At 70.3% G+C, this 26849-nt stretch carries 24 protein-coding genes and 1 pseudogene; 15 read left to right on the top strand and 10 right to left on the bottom strand.

Translation table 11 applies throughout. The features are described 5' to 3' along the window. A complete protein-coding gene (gene proP, locus ACWFRU_RS06045) occupies positions 1-1545 on the bottom strand; it encodes a glycine betaine/L-proline transporter ProP (RefSeq protein ID WP_453684890.1) in 1545 nt (514 codons plus the stop codon). Positions 1546-1690: 145 nt separating this feature from the next. Further along, a complete protein-coding gene (locus ACWFRU_RS06040; protein ID WP_453684889.1) occupies positions 1691-3544 on the bottom strand; it encodes a flavin-containing monooxygenase in 1854 nt (617 codons plus the stop codon). Positions 3545-3721: 177 nt separating this feature from the next. Between ACWFRU_RS06040 and ACWFRU_RS06035 the strand changes: the two genes are divergently transcribed. Both ACWFRU_RS06035 and ACWFRU_RS06030 read left to right on the top strand, forming a co-directional pair. Further along, complete coding sequence (locus tag ACWFRU_RS06035) at positions 3722-4789, top strand: SDR family NAD(P)-dependent oxidoreductase (protein WP_453684888.1); 1068 nt, start codon at positions 3722-3724, stop codon at positions 4787-4789. 151 nt (positions 4790-4940) lie between these two features. Continuing rightward, complete coding sequence (locus tag ACWFRU_RS06030; RefSeq protein ID WP_453684887.1) at positions 4941-5999, top strand: SMP-30/gluconolactonase/LRE family protein; 1059 nt, start codon at positions 4941-4943, stop codon at positions 5997-5999. Between the two features lie 3 nt (positions 6000-6002). Here ACWFRU_RS06030 and ACWFRU_RS06025 read toward each other — a convergent pair whose 3' ends face one another. Both ACWFRU_RS06025 and ACWFRU_RS06020 read right to left on the bottom strand, forming a co-directional pair. Next, positions 6003-6629, bottom strand: coding sequence for a TetR/AcrR family transcriptional regulator (locus ACWFRU_RS06025; RefSeq protein ID WP_453684886.1), 627 nt, complete (start codon positions 6627-6629; stop codon positions 6003-6005). A gap of 83 nt (positions 6630-6712) precedes the next feature. Next, positions 6713-7252 (bottom strand): CGNR zinc finger domain-containing protein, encoded by a 540-nt coding sequence (locus tag ACWFRU_RS06020; RefSeq protein ID WP_453684885.1) that lies wholly within the window; start codon positions 7250-7252, stop codon positions 6713-6715. 140 nt (positions 7253-7392) lie between these two features. On the opposite strand from ACWFRU_RS06020, the gene ACWFRU_RS06015 reads away from it, so the two are divergent. The 3 genes and pseudogenes from ACWFRU_RS06015 to ACWFRU_RS06005 form a co-directional block, all read left to right on the top strand. Then, positions 7393-8088, top strand: coding sequence for a haloacid dehalogenase type II (locus ACWFRU_RS06015; RefSeq protein WP_453684884.1), 696 nt, complete (start codon positions 7393-7395; stop codon positions 8086-8088). Between the two features lie 300 nt (positions 8089-8388). Continuing rightward, complete coding sequence (locus ACWFRU_RS06010; protein WP_453684883.1) at positions 8389-9507, top strand: ABC transporter substrate-binding protein; 1119 nt, start codon at positions 8389-8391, stop codon at positions 9505-9507. 66 nt (positions 9508-9573) lie between these two features. Further along, positions 9574-9735 (top strand): annotated as a pseudogene (locus ACWFRU_RS06005) (GNAT family N-acetyltransferase); the annotation flags it as partial. A 25-nt stretch (positions 9736-9760) separates the two neighbouring features. On the opposite strand, the gene ACWFRU_RS06000 reads toward ACWFRU_RS06005, so the two are convergent. Continuing rightward, entirely contained in the window at positions 9761-10480 is a 720-nt protein-coding gene (locus tag ACWFRU_RS06000; protein WP_453684882.1) for an ABC transporter permease, read from the bottom strand. Between the two features lie 61 nt (positions 10481-10541). Then, positions 10542-11435, bottom strand: a complete 894-nt coding sequence (locus ACWFRU_RS05995; RefSeq protein WP_453684881.1) for an ABC transporter ATP-binding protein — start codon at positions 11433-11435, stop codon at positions 10542-10544. Between the two features lie 90 nt (positions 11436-11525). Here ACWFRU_RS05995 and ACWFRU_RS05990 point away from each other — a divergent pair, with 90 nt between their 5' ends. From ACWFRU_RS05990 to ACWFRU_RS05980, 3 genes are read left to right on the top strand one after another with little or no spacing between them, the layout of a single operon-like run. Beyond that, positions 11526-11846 (top strand): hypothetical protein, encoded by a 321-nt coding sequence (locus ACWFRU_RS05990; protein WP_453684880.1) that lies wholly within the window; start codon positions 11526-11528, stop codon positions 11844-11846. Continuing rightward, on the top strand, positions 11843-13006 hold the full coding sequence (locus ACWFRU_RS05985; protein ID WP_453684879.1) for a sensor histidine kinase: 1164 nt from the start codon (positions 11843-11845) through the stop codon (positions 13004-13006). The genes ACWFRU_RS05990 and ACWFRU_RS05985 overlap by 4 nt, the downstream gene beginning before the upstream one ends. Then, the gene (locus ACWFRU_RS05980; RefSeq protein WP_453684878.1) at positions 13003-13605 is read left to right on the top strand and encodes a response regulator; all 603 of its coding nucleotides are present in this window, start codon (positions 13003-13005) and stop codon (positions 13603-13605) included. The genes ACWFRU_RS05985 and ACWFRU_RS05980 overlap by 4 nt, the downstream gene beginning before the upstream one ends. A gap of 30 nt (positions 13606-13635) precedes the next feature. Here ACWFRU_RS05980 and ACWFRU_RS05975 read toward each other — a convergent pair whose 3' ends face one another. Next, positions 13636-15324: an ABC-F family ATP-binding cassette domain-containing protein gene (locus ACWFRU_RS05975; RefSeq protein WP_453684877.1), complete on the bottom strand. Its 1689-nt coding sequence runs from the start codon at positions 15322-15324 to the stop codon at positions 13636-13638. 242 nt (positions 15325-15566) lie between these two features. Here ACWFRU_RS05975 and ACWFRU_RS05970 point away from each other — a divergent pair, with 242 nt between their 5' ends. Further along, on the top strand, positions 15567-16754 hold the full coding sequence (locus tag ACWFRU_RS05970) for a hypothetical protein (RefSeq protein WP_453684876.1): 1188 nt from the start codon (positions 15567-15569) through the stop codon (positions 16752-16754). A 14-nt stretch (positions 16755-16768) separates the two neighbouring features. Here ACWFRU_RS05970 and ACWFRU_RS05965 read toward each other — a convergent pair whose 3' ends face one another. Beyond that, positions 16769-17794 (bottom strand): YncE family protein, encoded by a 1026-nt coding sequence (locus tag ACWFRU_RS05965; protein ID WP_453684875.1) that lies wholly within the window; start codon positions 17792-17794, stop codon positions 16769-16771. A gap of 105 nt (positions 17795-17899) precedes the next feature. On the opposite strand from ACWFRU_RS05965, the gene ACWFRU_RS05960 reads away from it, so the two are divergent. The 3 genes from ACWFRU_RS05960 to ACWFRU_RS05950 all read left to right on the top strand — a co-directional run bounded on the left by ACWFRU_RS05960 (position 17900) and on the right by ACWFRU_RS05950 (position 19780). Then, on the top strand, positions 17900-19147 hold the full coding sequence (locus ACWFRU_RS05960) for a glycosyltransferase (RefSeq protein ID WP_453684874.1): 1248 nt from the start codon (positions 17900-17902) through the stop codon (positions 19145-19147). Between the two features lie 69 nt (positions 19148-19216). After that, on the top strand, positions 19217-19612 hold the full coding sequence (locus ACWFRU_RS05955; RefSeq protein WP_453684873.1) for a hypothetical protein: 396 nt from the start codon (positions 19217-19219) through the stop codon (positions 19610-19612). Between the two features lie 30 nt (positions 19613-19642). Further along, a complete protein-coding gene (locus ACWFRU_RS05950; protein WP_453684872.1) occupies positions 19643-19780 on the top strand; it encodes a hypothetical protein in 138 nt (45 codons plus the stop codon). Between the two features lie 45 nt (positions 19781-19825). Here ACWFRU_RS05950 and ACWFRU_RS05945 read toward each other — a convergent pair whose 3' ends face one another. Next, the gene (locus ACWFRU_RS05945; RefSeq protein ID WP_453684871.1) at positions 19826-20515 is read right to left on the bottom strand and encodes a DUF899 domain-containing protein; all 690 of its coding nucleotides are present in this window, start codon (positions 20513-20515) and stop codon (positions 19826-19828) included. Positions 20516-20698: 183 nt separating this feature from the next. Between ACWFRU_RS05945 and ACWFRU_RS05940 the strand changes: the two genes are divergently transcribed. The 3 genes from ACWFRU_RS05940 to ACWFRU_RS05930 are packed head-to-tail and all read left to right on the top strand — an operon-like array spanning position 20699 to position 23750. Further along, positions 20699-21952, top strand: a complete 1254-nt coding sequence (locus ACWFRU_RS05940; RefSeq protein WP_453684870.1) for an ABC transporter substrate-binding protein — start codon at positions 20699-20701, stop codon at positions 21950-21952. Between the two features lie 44 nt (positions 21953-21996). Beyond that, positions 21997-22902 carry a carbohydrate ABC transporter permease gene (locus ACWFRU_RS05935; protein ID WP_453685275.1) on the top strand — a complete coding sequence of 302 codons (906 nt, stop codon included), beginning with the start codon at positions 21997-21999 and terminating at the stop codon, positions 22900-22902. Next, the gene (locus tag ACWFRU_RS05930) at positions 22899-23750 is read left to right on the top strand and encodes a carbohydrate ABC transporter permease (protein ID WP_453684869.1); all 852 of its coding nucleotides are present in this window, start codon (positions 22899-22901) and stop codon (positions 23748-23750) included. Before ACWFRU_RS05935 ends, ACWFRU_RS05930 begins: the two co-directional genes overlap by 4 nt. Before the next feature lie 55 nt (positions 23751-23805). Here the strand turns inward: ACWFRU_RS05930 and ACWFRU_RS05925 are convergent, their stop codons facing one another. Beyond that, complete coding sequence (locus ACWFRU_RS05925) at positions 23806-26814, bottom strand: family 16 glycoside hydrolase (protein WP_453685274.1); 3009 nt, start codon at positions 26812-26814, stop codon at positions 23806-23808. Positions 26815-26849: the final 35 nt, after the last annotated feature.

Below are 26849 nucleotides of genomic sequence, written 5' to 3'. Positions count from 1 at the left end.
TCAGTCCCCGCGCTTGCGGCCCTTCGGGGAGTCGCCACGGCCCCCGCGGGGGTGCCACAGCCGCAGCCATACGTCCCGTGCGTGACGCCCTGCCTCCGTACGGCTGCGCGCGACCATCTCGCGGGCCTCGTCGTGCGTCTCGACCATGGGTCCCGAGCCACGCAGCGGCCGGCCCGCTGTCTCGTGCAGGAAGAACGTCGCGACCAGACCGATCGCCCCCGCCACCATCAAGTAGAAGGCGGGTACGAGGGTGTTGCCCGTCTTCTCGACCAGGAAGGAGGCGAGCAGCGGGGTGGTGCCTCCGAAGAGGGACACGGAGATGTTGTAGGCGATCGACAGGGCTCCGTACCGCAGACGCGTGGGGAACAGGGCGGGCAGGGTCGCGGCGGCGGTGCCGGCGAAACAGACCAGGAGCAGGCCGAGGATGGCGCAGCCGAACGCGGGCAGGAGGATGCCGCCTTCCCGGATCAGCAGGAAGGCCGGAACGGCGAGCGCGATCAGGGCGATGCTGCCGCCCATGAACATCGGGCGTCTGCCCCACCGGTCGGAACTGCGTCCCACGGTGGTGATGGCGAGCGCCACGAGCAGCATGGTCCCGAGCACCAGCAACTGGGCCGTCGTGTCGCTCTCGCCCAGCGTCACCGTCATGAACGTGGGCAGATACGACGTCACCATGTAGTTCGTGACGTTGTAGAGCAGCACGAGGCCCATGCAGATCAGCACCGCCTGCCAGTGGCGGGTGAAGATCTCCTTGAGGCGTCCCTTGCCGGACTGGCGTGCCTGCTCGACGGGATCGTCCTCGCTCCCCTTGGGGCCCGCCTCGCGCTCGGCCGCGGCGCCGGCCGCCTCCTGCTGGAAGGCGGGCGTCTCCTCCAGCTTCAGCCGCATGTAGAAGCCGATGAGGCCGAGCGGCCCGGCGATGAAGAAGGGGATGCGCCAGCCCCAGCTCTCCAGGCCGTCCGTCCCGAGGGTCAGCGTGAGGACGGTGACCAGGCCCGAGCCCAGGGAGTAGCCCACGAAGGTGCCGAAGTCGAGCCAGCTGCCGAGGAAGCCGCGGCGCTGATCGGGCGCGTACTCGGCGATGTAGGTGGTGGCACCCGCGTACTCGCCGCCCGTGGAGAAGCCCTGCACCAGGCGGCACAGGAGCAGCAGCAGCGGGGCGGCGAATCCGATGGAGGCGTACGAGGGCAGCAGACCGACCGCGAAGGTGCTCGCGGCCATCATGATCATGGTTGCCGCGAGCACCTTCTGCCGGCCGATGCGGTCACCCAGCGGCCCGAACACGAGACCGCCCAAGGGGCGGACGAGGAAGGCCGCGGCGAAGGTGGCGAACGTGGCGACGACCTGCGCCCCGGGCGAACTGGAAGGAAAGAAGACTTTGCCGATCGTGCCCGCCAAATAGGCGTAGACGCCGAAGTCGAACCACTCCATGGTGTTGCCGAGCGCGGCCGCCGTCACCGCGCGCCGCACCTTGGGGCGGTCCGAGACCATCACGTCCTCGGCGCTGAGCGTCTTCTTCCTGCGGCGCAGCAGCGTGCGCGCCATGCGGTCGGTCTCCGACCGTGAGGTACGCGTCGATTCCGTGTCCGGTCCCCGGGGCCGCCGGGATTTTCGGTGCGGCAGGCCTTTCGCCATGAAGCTTTTCTCCTCTTGCCTGAGAAAAAGCCGTGTCGCCGCAAAATTAGGCTGATCAAGAGGGACCGGCAAATTGTCGGACCGAGGTGGCCGCCCTGGCCCGGAGCGCCTCGCCCATGTTCTCCTCGCGCCAGCGGCGCAGCAGTTCATGGAAGGCGACGGCGCCGTGCGGGTAGGCCGTGGGGCCGTTCGGGCGCCCGCGGCCCTCGCCGTTGTAGTAGCCGGGGGTGCACTCGGCGTGGAACCACGCGTGGTCGGGGGCGCCCTGCCCGCAGACGTCGACCCAGGCGTCCTCGACCTCGGGGGTGGGCTCAATGAGGGCGCCCTTCTCCTCCGCGGCGGCCACCAGGGCTGCGGCGTGCACGGCCTGCTCGTCCAGGATGTGCGTGAAGTTCACGCTGCTGGCGTTCTGCAGTGAGCCCATCCGGATCAAGTTCGGGAAGCCGTTGCTGGTGAAACCGTGCAACGTGCGCGGGCCCCGCTGCTTCCACGTGTCCATGAGCCGTACGCCGTCGCGGCCGGTCACCGGCAGCTTTCCCGAGGTGATGCCGGAGAGGCCCACGGAGAACCCGGTGGCGAACACCAGGCAGTCGACCTCGTACTCCACGCCGCCCACGACGACCCCGCGCTCGGTCATGCGCTCGATGCCGTGGGTGTCGGCGGTGTCCACCAGGGTGACGTTGGCGCGGTTGAACGCGGGAAGGTACTTGTCGGAGAAAGTGGGGCGCTTGCACGCGTACCGGTACCAGGGCGTGAGGGCCGCGGCGGTGGCGGCGTCGGTGACCTCGGCGGCCACGCGGGCCCGGATCTGGTTCATCGTGGCGTGGTCGGCGAGCTCGTAGGCGGCCTCGAAGTCCGGCTCACCGTGGCGGCGGAAGCTGGGCAGGAGCTTTTCGAGCAGCCCGGCCGACGCCGTCCAGCGGTCGGCGACCAGGTCCTGTTCGGCCTCCTCGCCGGAGCAGATCCGCAGGAAGTTCTCGCGGCGCTCCTCGGCCCAGCCGGGCCGGTCCGCGCCGACCTCTTGCGGTGTCATGCGCCGCTGGCCGCGTACGTCGACGGCGGAGGGGGTGCGCTGGAAGACGTACAGGTGTCCGGCGTCCTCGGCCAGCATCGGGATGACCTGCACGCCCGTGGCGCCGGTGCCGACGACGCCGACCCTCTTGCCCGCCAGGCCGTGCAGGCCGCCCTCGGGAGTGCCGCCGGTGTACCCGTAATCCCAGCGCGAGGTGTGGAAGGTGTGGCCCCGGTAGTCCTCGATGCCGGGGATGCCCGGCAGTTTGGGCTCCGAGAGCGTGCCGGTAGAGGTGATGACGTAGGTGGCCCGGAACGCGTCGCCCCGGTCGGTGCCGACCACCCACTGCTCGGCTTCCTGATCCCACGTCAGGTCGGTGACTGCGGTGGAGAACAGCGCGTGGTCGTACAGGTCGAACTGCTCGGCGACACGCACCGCGTGACGGCGGATCTCCTCGCCGGGGGCGTACTTGAACTCGGGCACGTACCCGGTCTCGTCGAGGAGTGGCAGGTACACGTGGGACTCGATGTCGCAGTGGATTCCGGGGTAGCGGTTCCAGTACCAGGTGCCGCCGAAGTCGCCGCCCTTCTCGATGACACGCACCTTCGCCACGCCCTGCCGACGCAGTCGCGCGCCCGCCAGGATGCCGCCGAACCCGCCACCGACGATCGCCACGTCCACCGTGTCGCGCAGGGGCTCGCGCTGCTTGACGCCGTCGGTGTACGGGTCGGCGGCGAAGTAGCCGAACTCCGCCTCCGTGGAACGGTATTGGCCCGTTCCTTCGGGGCGTACGCGGCGTTCCCGCTCGGCGCGGTAGCGCTCGCGCAGGGCGGCGATCTCCTGCGGGGTGGGCTCCTGCGGGGTGGGCTGCTGGGGGGTGTGCAGTGGCAGGGGCATGGTGCCAGGTCCTCTCGTGGGGGGAGGTGCGTCGGGCGCCGTGGGGGCGAAATCAGTGCCCTCGCCGGGGCGCCCCGAGCGGTCACAGGTACCGTAACCCAGGAACCGGACAGTGTTGTCCGGTTGGGGTCGATCCCGCCACGGCCGGCCCGTGCGCCACGACATGAAAGGCCTGCGATGCACAAGCCCACCCCCGCCTCCCCGCTCCGCGACTGGCTGGCGGAACCCACCGCCGGACAGATCCTGCGCGGCTTCCTGGCCTCCCAGGGACAGAGCGAGGAAGCCCTCGCACCCGCCCTCGCCCTGCCGTTGGAGCAGCTCGTGCGGATGTCCGCGGGCAAGTTCCCCGCGGAACTCGTGGACACGCTGGTCACCGCCGCCGAGACCGGACGGATTCCCGACGGCGTACCGACCGCTCCGGCGGCCGACGCCCCCGAGAACACGGTCACGGAACCTGCCCCGGGCGTCGAGATCGGCGCCCCCGAGTCATGGACCGAGCAGGTCACGCCCGGACGCTTCGCAGGCCAGCACGTCATCGTCACCGGAGCCGCCTCCGGCATCGGCCGTGCCGTCGCCTCCCGCATCGTGCGCGAGGGCGGCCGCGTGATCGCCGTCGACATCTCCGCCGACGGCCTGGCGGCCCTGGCCGCCGACTTGGGCGAGGCGCTCGTGCCCGTCACGGCGGACATCACCGAAGCCGCGTCCGCCGAGACGCTCGTGGCCGCCGCGGACGGCCGCGTGGACGCCCTGGCGAACGTGGCGGGCGTGATGGACGACGACGCCGCCGTGCACGAGGTCGACGACACCACCTGGGAACGCGTGATGCGCATCAACGTCGAGGGCCCGATGCGCCTGATGCGCGCCGTCGTGCCCGGCATGCTCGCCGTGGGCGGCGGCCGGATCGTCAACGTCGTCTCCGAGGCGGCCCTGCGCGGCTCGGCGGCCGGCGCCGCGTACACGACCTCGAAGCACGCGCTGGTCGGTCTGACGAGGTCGTCGGCCTACCAGTACGCGGGAACGGGCGTACAGATCAACGCGGTTGCCCCCGGCGCGGTGGCCACCGGCATCGCGATGCCCGCCCCCGCCCCGTTCGGCTCGGCCCGTACGGCGAAGATGCGCGTCGCCATCCCGCGCCTGGCCATGGCCGACGAGCTGGCCGCCTCGATCACGTTCCTGCTCAGCAAGGACGCGGTGAACATCAACGGCGCCATCCTGCCCTCGGATGGCGGCTGGTCGGCCGCTTGAGCACCGGCCGCGCAGCGCCTGCCGCACCTGCCGAAGCCCGGCCCCACGTACCGGCACCACGGCAGGTCCCTGGCCTCACGGCTGTCAGCACGTCTCCTGCACATCATCACGTCCGGCCCACCCGGACGACGAGAAGGAGCACCCCCACCGCATGACCACCCACCCCACACCCCGCCACCGCCCCCGCGCCGCCTTGGCTGCTCTGGCCGCCGGCGGCCTGCTCGTCCTGGCCGGATGCGGCACCCAGACCTCCGGCACCCAGACCTCCGGCACCCCGGCCTCGCGCCCCGCCTCGTCCGGCGAGGGCAGGACCATCCGCGCCACCCAGGTCGCGCACGTGACCGACCCTCACCAGGCCACCGGCAGGACCCTCCTGGAGGGCCCGCTCCTGCGGGAGAACGGCGACCTGTACGTCGTGGACGTCACCGCGCCCGCAGGTGCACCCAAGGTCATCTCCGTCGACCTGGCCACCGGAAAGCACCAGGGCGTCTACACCGACAAGAGAGGCGCCTACACCTCCGCGCAGATCAGCCCGTACGACGGCCGCCTCTATCTCACCGACTACACCGGGTCCGTGGTCAGCACCGAGCCGGACGGCTCGGACCCGCGCACGTTCTTCTCCGGTGAGGTCGACGGCTCGGCCATGAACCTCGACGACATCGCCTTCGACGACGAGGGCAACCTGTACGTCAGCGACCTGCACGGCATGAAGCCGGGCAAGGCCGAAGGACGCATCGTGCGCATCGACCGCGACGGCGAGAAGGCCGCCGTCCTGGCCGACGGCCTCGCCCACCCCAACGGGGTGATGTTCGACCCCGGGCTGCGCGGCCTGTGGATCAGCGAACTCGCCGAGAACACCATCTCCTACCTGCTGCTCGACGCCGACAAGACCACCGTGACCTCGCAGCACGAGGCCGTGCACGTTGACGGCGGTGTGGCCCAGACCGACTCCATAGCCGTGGACGCCGAGGGCAACCTCTACCAGGCGCTGCACGGTCGGCCTGCCATGGCCGTCTTCAGTCCGGACGGCGAACGGCTGGCCACCGTCGAAGTCCCGGCCAAGGCTGCCGAGGGGCTGGAGTCGGCGACCAACGTCGCCATCACACCGGGCGGCAGGAAGGCCTACATGACCGTGAGCGGGCCCGACGGCGGATACGTCTACCGGTTCACCGCGCTCGCCGACGGCATCCGCCAGTCCAACGGCGGCTGACGCTCACCTCTCCGCGTCGGTCTCCACGGACCGCAGCGGCCCCACGTCGACGCCGAGCAGGCGCCAGGCAGCAAGCGCGCGGCGCTCCCGCTCGGCCGGGGTGGGGCCGGTCACGGCCCCGGAGACCATCGCGACGGCGAGCATGGCGTCGTCGGCGGACAGCCGGTGCCCGGCGGGCAGGCACCGGGACAGGACGCCGTGGACGCGCCCCGCAAGCGCCTGTGCCTGCTCGCCGTCGCCCCGGGCGCCGCGGATGCGCAGCAGGTCCACGAACGCCGTCGAGCGGGTCAGGTGCCAGGTGACCACCCCCAGGACGCTCGCCGGGCTCGCGTCGGGCTCGTCCGCGGCCTGCTCGATCTGCCGGACGTTCTCGTCCAGGACGGCCGAGGCCAGCGCGCCCCGGTCGGCGAAATGCCGGTAGAGGCTGCCCTGTCCCACTCCGGCGCGGCGCGCGACGGCGGACAGCGGCGCGTCGAGGCCTTGCTCGGCGAACACCTCGCGGGCGGCGACGATCAGGGCGGCGCGATTGCGTGCCGCCACCCGCCGCCCCTGGTTGGCCGGACGGCTCGCGCCGGCCGCGCTGTCGCGGGCGGCCGTCCGCGCGCCGTGGGGTGGGGAGGGGTTCGTCACGCTGGAAGGGTAGTACGACCCCTCTGTCCGGCTTCGCAGCTCAGGCCCTCTGCGGCCAGCCGTGAGCCCGTGGTGGTCGTGCTTCACGGGGCGCTGTGCTTGCGGGCCCGGTAGGCGGCGGCCTTGACGCGATTGCCGCAGGCCTGCATGCCGCACCACGTACGACGCGTGCCGCGGGAGCGGTCGAGATACAGGCGGGTGCAGCTCGGGCGACCGCACTCCTTGAGGCAGGTGTGGGGATCGGCGAGCAGGGTGATGGCGCGCCGGGCGACGTGGGCGAGGGCGGAGGCGACATCTCCCGTCCGGCGGATACCCGCGTCGCCGAGGCGGAGAGCCGGGGGCGGTGCGGCGGCGACGTCGTTGAGGATGTCCAGACCGGCCGGCTCGTAACGGCGGCCGTGCATGCGGTCGAGGGCGAGCCGATGCACGGCCTCGCGGAGTCGCAGGGCGCTGGTGAGGTCCGTGGCGTCGGCGTTGACCTGATCCGGGAGCTCGTCGCAGGCGCATACCCACTGTTGGAGGTCCTCGGGCGTGGTCAGGAGGTCGCGGGGCTCGTCGCGGCGGGACTCCACGGTGGCGACCAGGTCCAGGGCGGGATTGCCGCTCACGAAGGCGAAATGCACGTCACCATCTTGACCGGTGACGCGGGGCGAGGCAAGACTCGTCACCTGTTAAGCCGGTGACGCCGGGGCGGGGTCCGCAGGGTTCTCGCCGCGCCCAACTGCTGTGAAGACACGCCCAACTGCTGTGAACAGGAGAGCGGATGCCAGGAGCCGACGATGTCGAGGTGATCGTCTTCGACGTGCTGGGGACGATGGTGGACGAGCCCGGAGGGCTGCGGAGGGCCCTGCACGAGGCGCTGCCCGCCTCCGCCGAGGGGGCGTCCGTGGAACGTCTGCTCGCGATCTGGCAGGAGCACGTCGAGCGTGAGCAGCGGCGCATCGGGGAGGGGGCGCGGTCGTACGCGAACAGTGAGGTCATCGACCGGGAAGCGGCCGAGCGCGTGGCCGAGTACGCCGGGCTGAGCGACCCGGTGGCCATCGGACGGCTGGCCGGGGCATCGCGACGGCTGAAGCCGTGGCCGGATGCCGTGGCCGGGCTCGCGCGGCTCGCGGGGCGGTTTCCGGTGCTGGGCCTGTCGCATGCCAGTCGGGGAACGCTGCTGCGATTGAACGCGTACGCGGGGCTGCGCTGGCATCAGGCGCTGTCCGGCGAGGAGGTGCGGGCCTACAAGCCCGCACCGGAGGTCTACCGGCTCGCGATCGAGGCGGCGGGGTGTCCTGCCGAGCGGGTGCTGATGGTCGCCGCGCATGCGTGGGATCTGCGAGGGGCCCAGGCGGCGGGGATGCGGACGGCCTATGTGCGGCGGCCGGTGGGCGACCCGCCGCGAAGCTCCGACAGTTTCGACCGGCAGGTGGAGAGCCTGGAGGAGCTGGCGGCCGCGCTGAAGGTGACGTAGTGGGGGAGGGGGAGGACAGCAGAAAGCCCCGGACTTCGTGCTGAAGTCCGGGGCTTCGTCTTGAGCGCTGGGCAGGCCTTGCACCTGCATTTCCCCGCAGGAAGCGGGGCGTCTTTCCTTGGACGACCAACGCCGGGCCCGCTGCCGGGAGTTCTCCGGCCGCAGGCTCAAGATCAACCATAACGTATGAGAGGGGGAGACGAAAATCGGTTGCCCGTCGACGAGGCCGGCGGATGCACTGTCCGGCATGATCACCGAGCCCCGGTCGAATCGGTCGAGCCACACAGGAGGCGCCCGCGCATGAGTACGTCACCATCACCGGTCGAAGTGGACCCGGCTGACGGACCGTCCGTTCGGATCGGCGCTCTCGTCCCGCTGAGCCGGCCCGGCTGGGCCGAGGCGGGCCGACACCTGCTCGCCGGACTTGAGCTGGCCGTCCGAGAGGTCAATGACGCGGGCGGAATCCTCGGAAAGCCGCTCGACCTGCTGGTCAGGGACACCGCTGCCGATCCGCTCAAAGCCGCGGCGGCCGTGGACGAACTGGCCGCCCTGGGCGTGACCGCCGTGGTGGGGGAGTACCACAGCGTCGTGGCTCGCGCCGCTGCCGTCCGGGCCGACACGCTCGGCCTGCCGTACCTCTGCTCGTCGGCGGTTCTCGACGCGCTCACCGATGAGCCGACGCGATGGGTCGCGCGCCTGTCGCCACCGCAGTCCCGGGGGTGGCGCGTCTACGCGGACTTCCTGCTCGGCGCGGGCCACAGCCGCATCGCCGTGGCGACCCAGCCGAGTGTCTACTGGGCGTCGGGGACACGCATCCTGCGTGATCACCTGGCTCCACGCGGCGGCACCGTCATCGAACTCGACATGGGCGCGCTCACCCCCGAGGCCGTGTGCGAGGCGCTCGTCGACCAGGAAGCGACCGCGCTCCTTCTGCTGGTCGGCCACCCGGAGCCGGCCGTACCGATCGTCAAGGCCGTCCGCCGCGACCACCGTCTCGCGGACCTTCAACTCGGTGCCCCGGCCGGGCAGCCGGAGTTCGCCGCATGGGCGGAACTGCTGGGCGACGACGGTGCGGCGATCCCGTTCCTTCGCTACCTACCTGAGCGCCTCAGCCCGCTCGGCGCACGAGTCGAGACGGCCCTTCGTGAGCGGCTGGACGAAGCACCCTCCTTCGTCGCCTACGAGGGATACGACACTGTCGCCGTGCTGGCCGAAGTCCTGCGCTCCCAGGGCGCGGACCGGGCCCGCGTCGCCGAATCCTGGCCGCGCGTCGCGGTCGAGGGAACCCGCGGGCAGATCCAGTTCTCCCGTACGCCGGGCATCAGTGTCTGGCAGTGGACCCGGACGCCGATCCAGGTGGTCGCCCGCGACCCGGCGGAACCGGGCCGCTTTCGGATTCTGCACGCCGACACAGCGTGACACGTTCATCGCGCCCGTCGGTCGAAATCGAGGTGCTGGCAGTTGGCCCGGTGATGCGTCATCGGCGGCACGGCGATCTGCGTCGCCGGGGCCGCCGCACTCCAGGAGATGGGCTCGTCCAGTGCGCTGGTCTGCACGCCGAGCTCGAACGTCGGAGCCGTCGCCACCTACCGGGCAGCCAAGTTCCAGCAACTGGCCGAAATGCGGGACCGGTTGCGCGAGGCTTAGCCGCGGCGGTGACTCCCAGGGTCGGTCACCGGCGCGGTTCCCAGCGGAAGAGTCGGGAGGCCAGGGCGGCGGAGACGATGACCCAGCTGAGGGTGGGAAGGAGCAGCGGCAGGGACTCGGCCAAGGGCACGCCGCCGTTCCAGGCGTTGAGGACGAGTTCGGTGGCCGAGCCGCCGGGGAGCAGCCGCTTGAGCAGGGTCAGCTCCTCGGTCCCGGTGATGGCCACCCAGTTGGCGACGGCGATGGCGCCCAGGCTGATGGGCAGCGTCGTCACCTGGGCATGCTCGGGGGAGTTGGTCAGGCCCGCGGTGGCCAGCCCCAGGGCGAGCATCATGAGCACGGTCGAGAGCACCGCGACCGCGAGGAGGAGCGCGTTGTCCGGCGCGCCGGCGACAGCGGCCAGCACGGCGAGGATCGCGCCCACCTGGATCAGCGCGAGGACGGTGACCGGAAGCACCAGTCCCGTGAGAATGCCGGCGTCGCTCGCGGGGGTGGAGCGCAGCCGCTTGAGAAAGAGGGTCTGCCGGCGCGAGGCGAGCGTGGTCACCGTGGAGGCGTAGAGGCCGAAGGCGGAGACGGTGAACATCACCACCGCCGCGATGTATCCGAGGCTGCGCAGGTCCGCGAAGGTCTCGTGTTTGTAGACGAAGAACACGCAGACGGCCACGGGGATGAGGAAGCTGTTGAGCAGGACCAACCGGTTCCGGAAGATCTGGGTGAGCTCGCTCAGAGCGATGGAAAGCATCGTGAGGGTCCTCTTCTGGGGAGGTTCCGGGGTGGTTTCAGTGGAGGGGGAACGGGGCGGACTACCGGCTCTGTGGCGTGCCGATGGCGCGGAAGACGTCGTCGAGCCGCGTCGGCCCGGCCTGAAGTTCGCGCAGCTCCACCGCGTTGGCGTGCGCCCAGCCCAGCAGGATGTGCAGATCCTTCTGCAGGCCGAAGGTCTCGACGAGCACCTTCCCGTCGCTCTCGCGCGTGGCCCGCAAAGGCAGTGCCGGTGCGGTGGGCGGAAGGAAGAAGCTGATGGCGGCGGGCAGCGTCCGCGTCAGCTCGGCGACGGTCCCTTCCTGGTGGAAGGCGCCCTGGTGCATGAGTCCGATGCGGTCGGCGCGCTGCTGGGCCTCCTCCAGGTAGTGCGTGGTGAGCACGATGGTGGATCCGTCCTCGCGCAGCTTGTCCACGGCGTCCCACAGGGCGTCACGGGACTGGATGTCCAGTCCGGTGGTCGGCTCGTCCAGGAAGATCAGCTCAGGGCTTCCGTACACGGCGGTCGCGAAGTCGAGACGCCGCTTCTCGCCCCCGGAGAGCTGGGAGACCTTGGTGCCGGCCTTGTGTGTCAGGTCGACGATGCTCAGGACGCGCTCGACCCGGTCCTCGCGCTGCGAGAGGCTGCCGATCAGCCGGATCGATTCCTGCACCGTCAGATCCGGGGTGAAGCCGCTGTCCTGCAGCATGATGCCCATCCTGGGCCGCACGGAGCGCCGGTCGAGCGGACTCTGTCCGAACACGCGTACCGAGCCCGAGGTCGCCGTACGGTGGCCTTCGATGGTCTCCAGGGTCGAGGTCTTGCCGGCTCCGTTGGTGCCGAGCAGCGCGTAGAGCTCCCCCTTGTTCACCTGGAAGGACAGGTCCTTCACGGCGTGGAAGTCGCCGTAGCTGAGGTTGAGACGGTCAACGTCGATCACTGGTGTCGAGGTCATGCATCCATCTCAGCCCGCCGTACGCGGGCCCGGCAGGGGCGTGGTGTCACCACCGAGCCATGACATTTCTCGGGGCACACCCATGACGCGGTGTCACTGGTGCCGCTCGCGGGGCGGGACGAATACTGCGGGCGGACGCTGCTGATCGACCCCGGAGACCCGCCCATGGAAACCAGGCCCCCGCACCCCGCGCTGACGGCCCTCACGACCGTCTTCCCCCTGGTCAGCGCGACGCTCGCCCTCTCCTGCCCCGGCGTGAGCCCCTATCCTGACGCCATGCAGCCGTGGTCCCGGAACAGTCAGTGGCCGATGCGGACGGCCACGGCCGCCATGTCGCCGCTCGCCGTGGCGAGCGTCCTGGTGGCCCGCGGGCACAGCCTGCCTACCCCGCTCGTGGGCCACGGCCGGTGAGGCCAGCCCTCCGGGCCGCACGGACGGAGCCCGAGCACGCCCGAACCACGCAGGGACGGCTGCGCAACGTCAACCTCACGATGTTCATCCCGCCGCTCGCCGTCGTGGGCGCGGTCCTGGTGGCGGTCGATGCCCGGTCCTGGGGGGAGGCCGTCGTCCTGAGTCTGGGGGTGGTGGCGGGCCTGCTGGTCGTGGAGCGGTGGACGGCGGGCGACACCTCCCGCGTCGTGCTCCCCTGCCTGATCGTCACCGCTGCCGTGTGGGTGCTCGGGGTGCTGGTGACCGACAGCCGCACGGCTTGCTACGGCATCACGATCGTGGCCCCCTACTTCATCTCTCAACTGCCCCGCCATCGAGGCGGGGCGACGCTGGGTCTTGCCGCGTTCATCGCGGGGGTGGGCGCGACGAGGCTCCTCGAAGCGCCGGTCGACGTCTCCCGCGTACTGATCCTCTTCGTCCTCCTGCCCACGGGCATCACGGTGGCGGCGACCGCCCTCATGTTCGTCAACCAGCGCTTCTACCGGGTCATCGAGCAGTCCCGGGAACGCGACGCGGAGCTGGCCGTCATCCGGGAACGCGTCCGGTTCGCCAGCGATCTGCACGACATCCAGGGCCACACCCTGCATGTGGTGAAACTGAAGATCACGCTGGCCGAGAAGCTGCTGCACAGCGACATCGCGCGCGTGCAGGAAGAACTGCGCGAGGTGCACGCCCTGGTCAGCGACACCATCACCCAGACCAAGGAACTCGCCTACGCGCAACGGCGGCTCAACCTGTCCGTGGAGCTGGAGAACGCGAAGAACCTCTTCGAGGCCGCGGGCATCCGCGTGCGCGTCAACCGTGAGGGGGACGTGGACGAGAGAGTCAACGGGCTGCTCGGCCAGGTGCTCCGCGAGACGACAACCAACATCCTGCGCCACGCGGACGCCACACGGGTGCGGATCACTCTCTCCGCGTCGGGTATCACCATCGTCAACGACGGGGCACCACAAGGCCCCCTCCCGAAGCTTGGCGGACTGGCCACCCTCAAGGAACGAGTGGGCGACAACGGAGGCGAACTGACGGTGGAACAGAAGGACGGGCGCTTCGTCACCGCTGCCGCGTTCCCCCGCCCCGGATCAGCGACACCGCCCTTCGCGGCGCGGGAGGACGAACGATGACCACCGTGGTGCTCGCCGACGACGAGGCCCTGCTCCGCAAGGCGCTCGCGGCACTGCTGCCGCTCGAGGGCGACATCACCGTGCTCGCCGAGGCGCACGACGGCACGTCGGCGATCGAGGCCACTCTGCGCCACCGGCCCGACGTGCTCGTCGTCGACCTGGAGATGCCCGGCGTGGACGGCCTCGGCGCCGTCGCCGAGATCCGCCGCGCACAGCCGGACCAGGTGATCCTCATGCTGACCCGCCATGCCAGGCCCGGGGTGCTGCGCAAGGCGCTGAAACTGGGCGTCCAGGGCTTCGTCAGCAAGTCGGCGGAGCCCGCGCACATCACCTCGGTCATCGCCACCCTGCACGAGGGCAAACGCTGGATCGACCCGGACGTCTCCGCGCTCGCCGTCGTCGACGACTGCCCCCTCACCGACCGGGAGATCGATGTACTGCGGGTGACCGGTGAGGGGTACTCCGTCGCTGACATCGCCGTCCGCCTCAGCCTCGCGCAAGGCACCGTACGCAATTACCTCTCGAACGCCATGCAGAAGACCCAGACACGAACCCGGCACGAAGCGGCGCGTTACGCGCGGGAACACGACTGGCTCTAGCGGCGCACGGAGGGGCCGGGCCCGGCCGCGTCAGACTTCGGCGCCCGGCGGTTTGCCCACCTCCAGACGCGGCCAGTGCGCGAGGTCCCGCAGCAGCTGCCGGTCGTGCGTCGCGACGACCACGGTGGCACTCGTGGCGCGCAGCGCGTCGGTCAACTCGTCGACCAGCGTCGCCGACAGGTGGTTGGTCGGCTCGTCGAGCAGAATCAGCCCGGGGCGGCCGGCCAGCGCGAGCGCCAGGTCGAGGCGCCGTTGCTGGCCCTGAGACATGCGCCCGACCGGCGTGCGCAGCGCGTCGGCGTCCAGCAGCCCGAGCGCCCGGAGCGGGACGGCGTCGGCGTCGCGGAGTGCCCCACCGGCCACCAGCCGTCCTATGTGACGGGCGTGCACCTCGTGAGCGGTGAGTCCGGGGTCCTGCTGGGCCGTCTCCTGGGTGACCCGGACGATCCGGGCGCCCTTGGCCGTCCGCAGGTGACCGCGCGTGGGCGCGAGGGAACCGGAGAGCACCGCGAGCAGCGTGGACTTCCCGGCGCCGTTGGGCCCGGTGACAAGGAGCCGGTCGCCGCCGTCGAGAGTCAGGTCGACCGGCTCGTCAAGGCGCCCCGCGACCGCGACGCCGTGCGCCCGCAGCTGCGGGGCGCCCGGCCGGACACCCAGGTCCGGCCACCGCAGCGTCGGCGGGGGTTGCGGCACATCGATCCGGTGCGCCTCCAAGGCGTCCTGCTGCCGCTTGAGGGCCTGTACGACGCCGGGGGCGCGGGACTGGCGCTGGTGCTTGCCGGTCCCCTTGTCGGGCCGCCAGCCCGTGGAGAGCCGGTCGCGGGCCGCCGAGACGGCGTCGTGCAGCCGCCGGTGTTCGGCCTGCTGCTCCTCGTGGTCCTGCTCCCAGCGCTCACGGTCGCGGCACCGGGCGTGCTGCCAGGCCTCGTAGCCGCCGGCGTAGAGGCGGGGCTTGCCGTCACGGGACGGGTCGAGGTCCAGGAAGCGGTTCGCGACATCGCGGAGCAGCGCCCGGTCGTGGCTGACGACAGCGAGGCCGCCGTCGTGCTCGCGCAGTCTGCGGGTCAGGAAGTCCAGGCCGCCCGCGTCGAGGTGGTTGGTGGGCTCGTCGAGCAGCAGGATGTCGTGCCGCGCGCCGAGCAGGCACGCGAGACGGACCCGGTAACGCTGCCCGACCGACAGCGTCGACAGGAGACGGTCGCGGTCGGCGCAGGCGTTCAGCGCCTCCAGGGCGACGTCGACACGGCGTTCGGCGTCCCATGCGTCGAGCCGGGTGGCGGCGTCGAGCGCGGCGGCATAGCGGTCGTCGGCGGAGGCGTCGCCCTCGGTCATGGCGAGCGTCGCCTCGTCCAGTGCGGCAAGGGCCGCGAGCGAGGCGGCCAGCGCCTGGGTGGTCAGGGTGCCGACGGTCTCCTCGTCGCCCACGGACAGCTCCTGGCGGGCCAGGCCGATCGTCCCGGCCCGGTGCACGGTGCCCTCATCGGGCGCGATCAGACCGGCGAGGACGTGCAGCAGCGTCGTCTTGCCCCGGCCGTTCTCGCCCACGACGGCGATACGCGAGCGCGCGGAGAGCGTGACCGAGACGTCGTCCAGGACACGCCGCGATCCACGGGTGACGGTGAGGCCCTGGGCGCGGACGTGCGCACTGCCGCCCGCTTCGACGGGCTGGGACACGGCTTCGGGGAAGTGGGGGGTACGGGGGAAAGGGGAGAGGTTCAACAGATGCTCCGCAGCTCGCAGTGGAGCCGGGCAGCAAGAAGCGGCCGCCCGGCGGGAACCGGAACGGCGGCGAACTCAAGAGGGAGAAGGCGCCGCCGTCAGCGGGCGGAGCGGACCTTCTGCGACCAGATACCTCGTGCCATAACGATCAGATTAGCAGCACCGCCGATCCGGCCGCCGGGCGTGCGGACGCGGCCACCCGGCGTGCACCATGCCGAAGTACGCTGCGCCGGGGGAGGGACATGAACGTCAACGCGCGCATGATCAAGGTCAACATCACGCTGATCGCGCTGCTGCTCCTCTTCGTGGCCGTGGTCGCGATACGCGCGGCGAGCGACTCCGATACGCGGTGGACGTACGACAAGGTCTTCGACGCCGCGGGCGCAGGACATCTCTCCGATGTGACGGCGACGGCCGGTGACGACATCTGGGTGGCGGGCAACGCCACCCGCGGCGTCAGCGTCTCCGGCGACGACGCGGCGGACGACGGTTTCCTCCTGCACTACGACGGCGAGAACTGGCAGCGCCGCCCGATGCCGTCGGCGTTCGGTGACAGCGTCTACGAGGCACGCTTCGACGCGGTGGACTCCGGCGGATTCCTCCTGACGGCGAGCCTGAAGAACCTGAACGCGCCGAGGACGGCCCACTGGAACGGCACCCGCTGGACTGCCCTGCCCGAACTCCCCGACGGCCGCCGGGCCACCGACGTGAGGGCGTTCGCCGCGGACGACATCTGGATCCTGGGCGGCGAAGGCACGGCACATCACTGGAACGGCACGCGCTGGACGGTCACGCCCCTCCCCGTCACCGCCGTCGCGCTGGACGGAGTCGCGCCCGACGACCTGTGGGCGGTCGGCCATCAGAACGTCGACGAAACCAGCACGAGAGGCCCTGAACTCACGCAGCCCGCCGCCGCACACTGGGACGGCCGAGCCTGGAAGCCCGTACGCATGCCGGACTACCACTTCCCGGCTCCTTCACCACCCGAGGCGCAGGCCCTGCTCACCGACGTCGTCGCGCGAGCCGGGGACGACGTCCGCGTCTACGGCGAGCACACCTTCAACCACGGCGAGCAGCATCCCGAGCCCGCCGACGCGGACATCCGCCTCCGCTGGGACGGAATCCGCTGGCGCAAACTGCCCGACGCCGAGGGGCCGTGCGCCGACCGGGGCCGCGCGATCCGTGACGGCGCGCGCGGCAAGGTGTTCGGTGCCGGCCACTACCTCACCGCCGACGGCGACTGCACCGGGATCGCCCGGGCAGATCTGCCGAGCACGGACGGAATCAGGTCCAATTCCGAGCAGTCACTACGACTCGACGCCATCACGGCGGTCCCCGGCACCGACAAGATCCTCGGCATCGGCTCAGTCGCTGTCTCCCAGGGCTCCGACTCCCTGAGCAGGTCAGTGATCGTCAGTCTGAAACGCTGAAGCCGGTGGTCGGTTCAGGAAGAGGCAGGCAGCAGCGCTGAGGCGTCCGGTTCCAAGCGGGTGGCGAAACCGTTCACGACGGCGAACCGGTCCAGGTCGACGACGGCGATCCGGTTGGTGCCCAAGAGGGACACGTACGCGAGCGGTTTGCTCGGGTGGAGTGTCACCGCCGACGGGGTCCCGTCGAGGTCGAGGGAGCGGATCCGCCGCAGGTCGGTGCTCCAGACGGTGAGGGTGTTGGCGACGATGTCCGTCACCAACAGCCGTTCGTCGTCGAGCGTGTAGACCCGCAAGGGGTCGCCGCCCGTCTTCCTGGTCCGTCGCACCTTCATGGTGCGGGCGTCTATCGCGACCAGTGAGGAGCTCTTGCGGGCTCCGACGAACAGCGTCTTCTCGTCCCGGCTCAGACAGCTGCTCTCGGGCAGTTGGCCGGGTGTGACCAGGACGGGCGGGACGGAGGCGTCGTGCGGGCGCACGAGGGTCACCGTGTGGGACAACAGCCCGGTGACGTAAGCGCGTTCGCCGTCACGGCTGAGTGAGAACAAGTGGGTCTTCACCCCGTGGGTGGGCACCGCCCTGGTGGGCGCGAGGTCGGTGGACGGCTCGTCGAAGCCGAGCAGGACCGCCTTCTCCTCGCTCAGTGCGTACAGCCGGTCATGACGGTCGATGCCCATGCCGTGGATACGACGGAAGGGGCGGGTGTCGATCGTCCGCGCCAGGGACCTCTCGGCCAGATCGATGACGAAGACGGCGGCACCGCCCTCGCCGACGGTGGACGCCATGCGCACTCCGTAGTGCCCGACGTAGGCGAAGCGTCCGCGCGAGTCGACGACCATCTCGTGCGGGTAGTCGGGCAGTCCGACGGTCTCCTGACGCTGCCCGGAGTCGGCATCGTAGAAACTGACCGCGTGGCCGCTTTTCTCCACCACCATCAGTACGTCGGCTCTCGCCGCACGGGAGGCGCCCGAGGCGGGCGTGGAGAGCCCGCTCGCCAACGTCCCGGCCCCCATCGCCTTGATCACTGTCCGACGCGTCGTCACAGTCCCACACTCCGATCTCTCGACACTCAGCCGATCTCGACAGTCAGCCGATCGTGCACGTCTGTCGCGCCCGGCGTGATGCCTCCGGTCTGACATCCTGACGCGGTGCGCGTACTGATCGTGACCGCGGGAAGCTGGGGCGATGTCGCCCCCTACACCGGACTTGGCGTGCGGCTGCGCACGGCGGGCCACGAGGTGGTCCTGGCCACCCACGAGCGCTTCGAACAGGCGGTGACCGCCCACGGACTCGGCTATCGGCCGCTGCCCGTCGACCCACGGCAGGAACTGGCGTCGCAGGTGGGCCAGGGCCTGGCCAGAGCGGTCAGCCCACCCGTGGCCATGGCGCGGTTGATGCGTATGGCACGGGCGTTCATGCCCCGGCTGACGGCCGGTGTCGCGGACGCCGTGCGCGAGGGCACCGACGTGGTGCTGAGTTCCACGGTCACGGACCCCATGTGCGCGGCGCTCGGCGAGGCGCTGCGCCTGCCGAGCATGGGGGTCTACCTTCAGCCGGTCCACCCCACGGGCGCCTTCCCGCCGCTCATCACCGGAGCCCGTTCCTTCGGGCCGCGCGGCAACCGGCTGGCCTCCCAGGCACTGTGGCTCGGCAGCGACCCGATCTTCGCCCCCGCGGTCAGCGCCCTGCGCCGCGAACTGGGCCTGCCGCGCCGGAGGTTCAGTGGTCCGCTGAGTCTGCCCCGCGGGCGTACCGTCCTGCACGGCTTCAGTCCACGGATCGTCCCCCGCCCCACGGACTGGCCGTCGGGCCACGAGGTGGGCGGCTACTGGTGGCCGCAGACCCCGCCCGGCTGGGAGCCGGAGCCGCGACTGCTTGACTTCCTCGACGCGGGCCCACCGCCGGTGTTCGCGGGCTTCGGCAGCTTCGTCACCGCCGATGCCGAGCGGCTGAGCTCCTTGCTGGCCGACGCCCTGCGCCGTGCGAAGGTACGCGGCATCATCCAGGCAGGCTGGAGCGGTCTGCACGCCGAGAACGACGACCTGATCACCGTGCGGGAGGTCCCGCACGCGTGGCTGTTTCCCCGGACGGCCGCGGTCATCCATCACGCCGGCGCGGGCACCACCGCGGCCGGCCTGCGCGCCGGGGTTCCTTCCGTCCCCGTCCCCGTCCAGTTGGATCAGCACTTCTGGGCCACCCGCCTGCACACACTGGGCCTCGCGCCGCGTCCGCTGCGCTTCCAGCGCCTGACCGCGGAACGTCTCACGCAGGCGATCACCACGGCCGTCCACAGCCCCGCCCTGCGCGCCCGCGCCCGTGAAACGGCCACGGCCATCGCCCGCGAGGACGGCACCCGCCAGGTCCTGGAGGCCATCGAGCGAGTCTCTCGGCGGTGAGGCGCTGAAGCCGTCGCGGATACGGAATCGGCTACTCCCGTGTGGCGGGGGCAACCGGGGTCCATGACTATGGCGCGATCTCTTCCCGACAGCGCGACCGAGTGGTGGATTCTCCTCGGCGCTTTGGCCCTCTACGCCCTGGGGCGGTGGTTCTTCGCGTGGCGTCAGGCCCAGTTGGAGGGGCGAAGACGTCCCGCGCGGGCCGCGCTGGACGAGCTGGGCGAGGACGATGACGACAAGATGACCCCCATGAGGGCCGCGGCCGGGGGCTACGACTCCTGGCGGCAGTTCATTGGATTCATGGTGGCCGGGGTGGTGATCGCCATGATCGCCGGTCTTACGGAAGGTGCCCTGCGCGTCGCGCTGCTCTGGTTCGTTTCCCCGCTGCTGGTGATCGCCCTCGCCTACATGGACTTCCGGCAAGCCCGAAAGGCACGCGCGAAGAAGACCCCCTCCCGTGCCTGACACCGTATGGCTCGGGGGTACGCTCATCGCATGATCATCCCGTTCATTCTCGGCATCACCGTCCTCGCCACCGTCGGCGCCGTGGGCATCTGGGTGTGCCTGGAGTTCTGCAAGGCGTGCCGCGAGCGCAGGAGCGTGCCCGCCGGGGCTGCCGCCGACGGGCAGTAGCCCCGGCTGCGGACCGGGTGCCACGCGGGACGGGGCGCGAGGCCGCTACGACGCCCCCGTGCCGTAGCGCGCCGCGATGTCCTCGGAGCCGGCCCACCGGCTGTAGGTGGGGGACTGGGGCCAGCCGTCCGGCGAGTCCTGCCACTCCTCCTGCCGCCCGTACGGCAGCAGGTCGATCAGCGCGAACGTGTGGCTGAGCTGCTCCGTGCCCCGGCCGCTGGTGTGCCAGGTGCGGTAGACGGTCTCGCCGTCACGCAGGAAGACGTTGACCGCGAAGCCCCCGCCGGGCGGCGCGCCCACGTCGGTGCCGAACGGGCTGTTCGCGGTGGAGTACCAGGTCATCTTGTTGCCGACCCGCCGCTTGTAGGCCAGGGCCTCGTCGATCGGGCCCTGCGTGACGACGACGAACCTGGCGTCGTGTTCCTCCAGGAACTCCAGCCGGGTGAACTGCGAGGTGAACCCCGTGCAGCCGGGGCACTGCCACTTCTCGCCCGGGAACCACATGTGGTTGTAGACGATCAGCTGAGCCTTGCCGTCGAAGAGGTCGGCCAGCCGGACCGGCCCCTCCTCGCCGTCAAGGGTGTAGTCGGGCAGCTCGACCATCGGCATCCGGCGACGCTGTGCGGCGATCGCGTCCAGCTCCCGGGTCGCGGCCTTCTCCCGTACGCGCAGATCGTCGAGGTGCCGCTGCCAGGTCTCGGCATCGACGACGGGCGGCAGTGCTTTGCGGGTCATGAGTGCCTCCGGAACGCGAACGCGGTGTGCCTGTATAGACCGCGCGCGGGCACGGAACTCATCGCTTCCGGCGATGCTGTCCGATCATCCCGTCCTGGCGGGGAGGCCCCCTGTCGTAATCCGCCCGCATGGTTGATCGTTGGGCCTTTGGAATCAGCCGCACGCCGGACAGGGGGAAATTTCATGACCATCAGCCGCAGGGGACTGCTCGGGGCGGGCGCGGCGGTCGGGCTGCTGAGCGCATGTGGCTCCAACACCGGCCGCGATGACGGTGGTTCGGGTGACGGGCCGAAGCTGTCGCAGTGGTATCACCAGTACGGCGAACAGGGCACCGAGCAGGCCGTCAAGAAGTACGCCACTGACTACAAGAAGGCGAACGTCACCGTCCAGTGGCGGCCCGGCAACTACGACGAACAGACCGCGGCCGCACTCCTCACGGACTCCGGACCCGACGTCTTCGAGGTCAACGGGCCCTCCCTCGACCAGATCCAGGGCAAGCAGGTCGCCGATCTCACCGAGTTGTTCGACGGTGTCAAGGACGACTTCAATCCGGCCGTTCTCGCCCCGAAGACGTACGACGGCAAGATCTGGGGCATCCCCCAGGTCATCGACATGCAGATGCTCTACTACCGCAAGAGCCTGCTCGCCGACGCCGGGGTCCGCCCGCCGACGACCCTCGACGAACTCGTGGACGCCGCGAAGAAGCTCACCTCGAAGAAGACGAAGGGGCTCTTCCTGGGCAACGACGGAGGCGCCGGCGTCCTGGGCGGCACGCCCCTGTACGCGGCCGGCCTCGAACTCGTCACCGCCGACGGCGAGGTCGGCTTCGACGACCCGGCCGCCGCCCGCGCCCTCGGCAAGATCCACCGGCTGTACGCCGACGAGTCACTGCTCCTGGGCGCGCCCGCCGACTGGTCCGACCCCTCGGCGTTCGTCCAGGGACTGACCGCCATGCAGTGGTCGGGTCTGTGGGCGCTGCCCGCGGTGCAGAAGGAACTCGGCGACGACGTCGGCGTCCTGCCGTTCCCGAAGGACGGAGCCGGGGGCAGGCCCGCGGTGCCGGTCGGCGCGTACGCCGCCGCGGTCAGCACCCGCAGCAAGCACCAGAAGGCCGGCAAGGACTTCCTCAAGTGGCTGTGGATCGACAGCACCGACCGTCAGGAGGACTTCGCCCTCTCGTACGGGTTCCACATCCCGGCCCGTATGTCCCTCGCGAAGAAGGCCGAGAAGCTCAGCAAGGGCGCGGCGGCCGACGCCGTCCGCTTCACCACGGACCACGGCCATGCCGAACCCCTCCTGTGGACCCCGGCCGCCAGGAGCGCCTACCAGGACGCCCTCAGCCGCATCATCAAGGACGGCGCGAACCCGGAGAACGAACTCAAGAAGGTCGTACGGAAGGTGTCCGCCGAGCTCGACCGGGTGAAGGCGAAGTCGTGACCACGACAGCCCCGCGCGCACAACAGGCGACCGGGCGACGGAAGGTGTGGGGCCACCAGAACCGCACCCTCTGGTTCTGGGTCTTCGTCGGGCCCTTCCTGCTCGGCCTCGGCGTCTTCACGTACATCCCGCTCGGCTGGAGCGTCTACCTCAGCTTCTTCGACGCCCACAACACCGTCACCCCGAGCGACTTCGTCGGCCTCGGCAACTACACGGAGATGCTGCGCAACGAGGCGTTCACCGACAGCCTGTGGACCTTCCTCGTCTTCTCGCTCTTCATCGTGCCCGCGACGTACGCGCTCTCCCTCGCCCTGGCCCTCATGGTCCACCGCCAGCGCCGCGCCCAGGCATTCTTCCGCTCGGTCTTCTTCCTGCCCGCGGCCTGCTCCTACGTCGTGGCCGCGCTCATCTGGAAGATGTCGATCTTCAACGGGGTCCGGTTCGGTCTTGCCAACACCGTCCTCGGCTGGTTCGGCGTCGACCAGATCGCCTGGCTCTCGACCACCGACCCGCCCTGGTACTGGGCCGTCATCGTCACCGTGCGGCTCTGGCTCCAGGCGGGTTTCTACATGGTGCTCTTCCTCGCGGGCCTGCAGCGGATCAGCCCCACCCTCTACGAGGCTGCGGCCGTGGACGGGGCGCGGCCCGGCTGGCAGGTCTTCCGGCACATCACGTTCCCGCAGCTGCGCGCCACGTCCGTGGCCGTCGTGCTGCTGCTCGTCATCAACGCCTTCCAGGCGTTCGACGAGTTCTACAACCTGCTCTCGGACTCCCGCGGCTACCCGCCCTACGCCAGACCCCCGCTCGTCTACCTCTACTACACGGCCCTCGGGCAGGGGCAGAACCTCGGCCTCGGCAGCGCGGGCGCCGTCCTGCTCGCCCTGATCATCGCAGTGGTGACGGTGGGGCAGGCGAAGTGGTTCGGGCTCGGCAGAAAGGAGGCGGAATGAGAGACCACCTGAGAGATGACGCGCGGGTCAGGGCGGGCCGCGCGCTGCGGCTCTCACTCCTGATCGCCCTCGCGCTCCTGTTCCTGATCCCCTTCTACCTCCTCGTGCGCAACGGGCTCTCGTCCGAGAGCGACATCACTTCGCCCGAGTGGACCTTCTTCCCCTCCACCCTGCGCTGGGGGAACGTCAAGGAGCTCTTCGACGACACCTCGGTGCCGTTCGCGCGCTCCCTGCTCAACTCCTCGCTCATCGCCGTCGCGACGACCGCCGGCACGCTGCTGCTCGCCTCGCTGGCCGGTTACGGCCTGGCCCGCATCCCCTACCGCCACGCGAACAAGGTGTTCTACGCGATCCTGGGCACCCTGATGGTCCCGGCGTCCGTGACCTTCGTGCCGAGCTTCGTCCTGGTCTCGACGCTCGGCTGGGTCTCGACGCTGCGCGGCCTGATCATCCCGACGCTGTTCTCGGCATTCGCCTGCTTCATCTTCCGGCAGTACTTCCTGGGATTCCCCAGGGAGTTGGAGGATGCGGCGCGAGTCGATGGGCTCGGCTACTGGCGCACCTACTGGAGGGTGGTCGTGCCCAACTCGCGGCCCGTCTTCGCCGCCGTGGGCACCATCGTCTTCATCGGTGCCTGGAACTCTTTTTTGTGGCCGCTGGTCATCGGCCAGGACCGCGACGCGTGGACGGTGCAGGTGGCCCTGTCGTCGTTCACCACGTCACAGGTGGTCCGGCTGCACGAGCTGTTCGTCGCGGCGGCCGTGTCGATCGTGCCGCTCCTCGTGGTCTTCCTGTTCTTCCAGCGGTGGATCGTGGCGGGAGTCGAGCGGTCGGGCATCGACGAGTGAGTGAGCCCTGCCGGCAGCCAGGGGGCCGCCGGCAGGGCTCGGTCAGCACATCCGGTCAGGACAGGGGCTCCACCCACACGTCGCGGAAGCGGACCTTGTTGCCGTGGTCCTGGAGGCGTATCGCACCCGCCGCCGCCGACTCCGGGTCACCCGCGCCCGTCGGGCCGTCGATCGCCACGTCGTCGTGGACCTTCTTGCCGTTCCACACCACCGTGACCCGGGCGTCCGACGTCTTCTTGCCGTCCGCGTCGAAACGGGCGGCACGGAAGGTGATGTCGTACGTCTGCCAGGTCTCCGGTGCCTTCGAGGCGTTGAGGTCGGCGGCCTTCTTCTGGTAGATCGCCGCCGCCTCGTTGTTCGCGAGCTTCTCCACGCCGTACGAGTCCAGGATCTGCACCTCGTACCGTTCCTGGAGGTACACCCCGCTGTTGCCGCGGTCCTGCCCGGTGACGTCGTCCGGCAGTTTCGGCACACGGAACTCGACATGCAGCTTGAAGTCGCCGAAGTGCTGCTTGGTGCGCAGATCCCCGCAGCAGACCTCCATGGACTTCTCGGCGGTGTGCGGCCACTCGGCGCTGCGCCCGTCGGTGTGCTGCCAGGCCGACGAGATGCTGCCGCCCGAGAAGAGGTCGATCCGGGCCCCGGGACGGCGCACGTCCAGCGCGTCGAGATTGACGTGCCCGGTGTCCCCGGCCCCCACCGAATACGTGATGGTGTTGCGGCCCTTGCGGAGTTCGAGCTTCTCCGTCTTGGTGGACCAGCGGTTCCACTGGCCCGTCGACGGCAGGCTCGTCTGCTTGGCCGCGCCGTCGTTGACGCCGACACTGATCGTCTTGGTGCCGGTGAAGGGGTGCGGGCCGTTGGCGTACCGCAGCCCGACGTCGTAGCTGCCCTTCTTGTCCACGTGTACGTCGAAGCTGGCCTTGGCGCCCTGCTCGCCGAAACCGTCGACGAAGCCCGCGCCGGTGAAGCCGCTGTGCTCGGTGTCGGTGCCCGCGCCGCCGGACAGGCGCGCCGATTCGGCGTCGTACGTGGTGACCGGTTCGGCCGGGCCCGGCTTGGCGTTGAGGGTGTACCAGGCCTCGGTGGACCAGAGCTGCTCGCCCGAGGACGAGGAGAACGGGCGCGGGGAGCGCACGTGGACGACACGGTCGGCCTTGAGCCCCGGGATGGTGAGCTTGACCTTGCGCCGGTCGTCGGAGAGCTTCGCCGACGTGACCGGCAGCGACTCCTCGTCGACCTTGGGGCCGCCGTAGGCCGGGGTCGGGGCGTAACGCCACTGCTCGACGGAGTACGCGCCCTTGGTCAGCTTGGCCGCGGTCTCTTCCGACAGGGGCTTGGTGTAGGTGAGTTCGAAGCCGTCGGGCGTGGCGCGCATGGTCTTCATGTCGAAGGCCGTCTTGCCGTTCGGCGTCAGCTTCTGCAGGCCGAAGCGGAGCTTGCCCGCCTGGCCCCAGTTCCCGTCGGCGCCCAGGCCGCCGGTGTAGAGGGCACCGTCGGGCCCTTCGCTGATCCGGGTGATGCCGGACTCCAGGCCTTGGGTGTGGCGGAACACGGCGCCCTGGTACTCGCCCTTGACCTTCTCCAGGTCGGCGCGCTGCAGTCCGCCGTAGGTCACGTCGCCGAAGACCATCTGTCCGGCGAAGGGGCCCTTCTTCAACTGCATGGGCGTGCTGGGGGAGTTGGCGATCTCGTTCTGCGGCAGCCACAGCGCCGGCTTGGTGACCGGCTGGTCGTCGAAGGGGCCTTCCGGGTTCATGTAGTGGTTGAAGAAGCGGTCCTGTTTGACGTGCACCAGTTTGGACGCCGGGAGCCAGCCGCCTTGGTTGTCGGCGACGAAGAGGTCTCCGGAGGGTCCGCGTCCGATGCCGTTCGGGGTGCGCAGACCTCCGGCGATGTAACTGACCGTGCCCGTCTTCTTGTTGACCTTGATGGTCGTGCCGCGGTTCTTGGCGGGCTGCGGGTCGGTGGTCGCGCCGCCGTAGTCGATGGCGACGGAAAGATTCAGATAGAAGTCGCCCTTGTCGTAGAGCAGGCCGAAGGCGAACTCGTGGAAGTTCCCGCCGTAGGGCCATTCGGCGATCTTCTTCTTGTCGTCGGCGACGTCGTCGCCGTCGGTGTCGTTCAACTCGGTCAGCTGGTGCTTCTCCGACACGTACAGCTTGCCGTCGACGTACTTGATGCCCATCGGCTCCTTGAGCCCGTCGGCGACCTTCTTGTACGTGACCTTGTCGGGCCCGGTGTCACCGGTGACGTTGTCGAGCAGGTACACCTCGCCCTTCGTTTCGGTGCTGCCGCCCCACGTGGAGATCGCGAGCCGCCCGTCGGGCAGCCAGTCCATGGCCGACACCTGCGGCTCGAAGCCCTTGGGGCGCAGGTCCGTCAGCTTGTACCCGGGGTTGACCTCGGTGAGCGGAAGGCCGTCGCCGGGGGTGTCGAGCGCTCCCTCACACTCTTTGCGGCCGGGCGCGGTGACGCGGACGACGTCGGCGTCCGTGCTGAGCACCGAGTTCGGCACGACCTTGAACTCGTCGGCCCCCGGCGGCTTCCACTGCAGGGTGACCTGCTGTTCGCCGTCCGCGTCGAAGTGGTCGATGCGCAGCGGCTGATGGCCGGCGTTCAGCGTGATCTCGCCGTCCTTGGGCTCGGCGCCGTGCTTTCCGTCGTGGTCGATGACCTGCTGGTCGCCGAGGAAGAGGCGCGAGCCGTCGTCACTGATCAACCGGAAGCTGTACGCGCCCGCCTCGGGCACGTTGAGGTTGCCGATGATCTGCGAGACGAAGTTGTTGCTGAACCCGAAGCCCTCGGTGGACGTCCAGTCGGCCGTCGGGATCAGCTTGTCGACGTTCGGGGTCTGGGCGGGCTTGAGGTCGCACAGCTTGTTGAGCGGCGACTGGATGTCGAACACCCGCAGGGTGACGCCGGGTTCCTGCGGCGGCAGGTCGGCGAACGGCCGCGGATCGTCCTCGGCGCCCGCGGCGGGCGCCACCAGCCCGCCGCAGAGCATCGCCGTGAGCAGCAGACCGGTGGATCTTCGAGCCCGGCGGCGGGTGGTGCCGGACATCGGCTCGGGGTGTGGCTTCACTCTTCCTCCTGCGT

It is taken from the genome of Streptomyces sp. NPDC055099 (assembly GCF_053607685.1).
Note: the sequence above shows the minus strand (reverse complement) of the source record. Positions and strands in the feature narration are given on the sequence as shown.

Bases quoted from the DNA above. Each gene is read 5' to 3' on its own strand.
- ACWFRU_RS06010 (WP_453684883.1), top strand. From the start codon at position 8,389: ATGAGTACGTCACCATCACCGGTCGAAGTGGACCCGGCTGACGGACCG.
- ACWFRU_RS05970 (WP_453684876.1), top strand. From the start codon at position 15,567: ATGAACGTCAACGCGCGCATGATCAAGGTCAACATCACGCTGATCGCG.
- ACWFRU_RS05925 (WP_453685274.1), bottom strand. From the start codon at position 26,814: ATGTCCGGCACCACCCGCCGCCGGGCTCGAAGATCCACCGGTCTGCTG.
- ACWFRU_RS05995 (WP_453684881.1), bottom strand. From the start codon at position 11,435: ATGACCTCGACACCAGTGATCGACGTTGACCGTCTCAACCTCAGCTAC.
- ACWFRU_RS06000 (WP_453684882.1), bottom strand. From the start codon at position 10,480: ATGCTTTCCATCGCTCTGAGCGAGCTCACCCAGATCTTCCGGAACCGG.
- ACWFRU_RS05930 (WP_453684869.1), top strand. From the start codon at position 22,899: ATGAGAGACCACCTGAGAGATGACGCGCGGGTCAGGGCGGGCCGCGCG.
- proP (WP_453684890.1), bottom strand. From the start codon at position 1,545: ATGGCGCGCACGCTGCTGCGCCGCAGGAAGAAGACGCTCAGCGCCGAG.
- ACWFRU_RS05945 (WP_453684871.1), bottom strand. From the start codon at position 20,515: ATGACCCGCAAAGCACTGCCGCCCGTCGTCGATGCCGAGACCTGGCAG.
- ACWFRU_RS06030 (WP_453684887.1), top strand. From the start codon at position 4,941: ATGACCACCCACCCCACACCCCGCCACCGCCCCCGCGCCGCCTTGGCT.
- ACWFRU_RS05980 (WP_453684878.1), top strand. From the start codon at position 13,003: ATGACCACCGTGGTGCTCGCCGACGACGAGGCCCTGCTCCGCAAGGCG.
- ACWFRU_RS05950 (WP_453684872.1), top strand. From the start codon at position 19,643: ATGATCATCCCGTTCATTCTCGGCATCACCGTCCTCGCCACCGTCGGC.
- ACWFRU_RS06035 (WP_453684888.1), top strand. From the start codon at position 3,722: ATGCACAAGCCCACCCCCGCCTCCCCGCTCCGCGACTGGCTGGCGGAA.
- ACWFRU_RS06015 (WP_453684884.1), top strand. From the start codon at position 7,393: ATGCCAGGAGCCGACGATGTCGAGGTGATCGTCTTCGACGTGCTGGGG.
- ACWFRU_RS05940 (WP_453684870.1), top strand. From the start codon at position 20,699: ATGACCATCAGCCGCAGGGGACTGCTCGGGGCGGGCGCGGCGGTCGGG.
- ACWFRU_RS06040 (WP_453684889.1), bottom strand. From the start codon at position 3,544: ATGCCCCTGCCACTGCACACCCCCCAGCAGCCCACCCCGCAGGAGCCC.
- ACWFRU_RS05955 (WP_453684873.1), top strand. From the start codon at position 19,217: ATGGCGCGATCTCTTCCCGACAGCGCGACCGAGTGGTGGATTCTCCTC.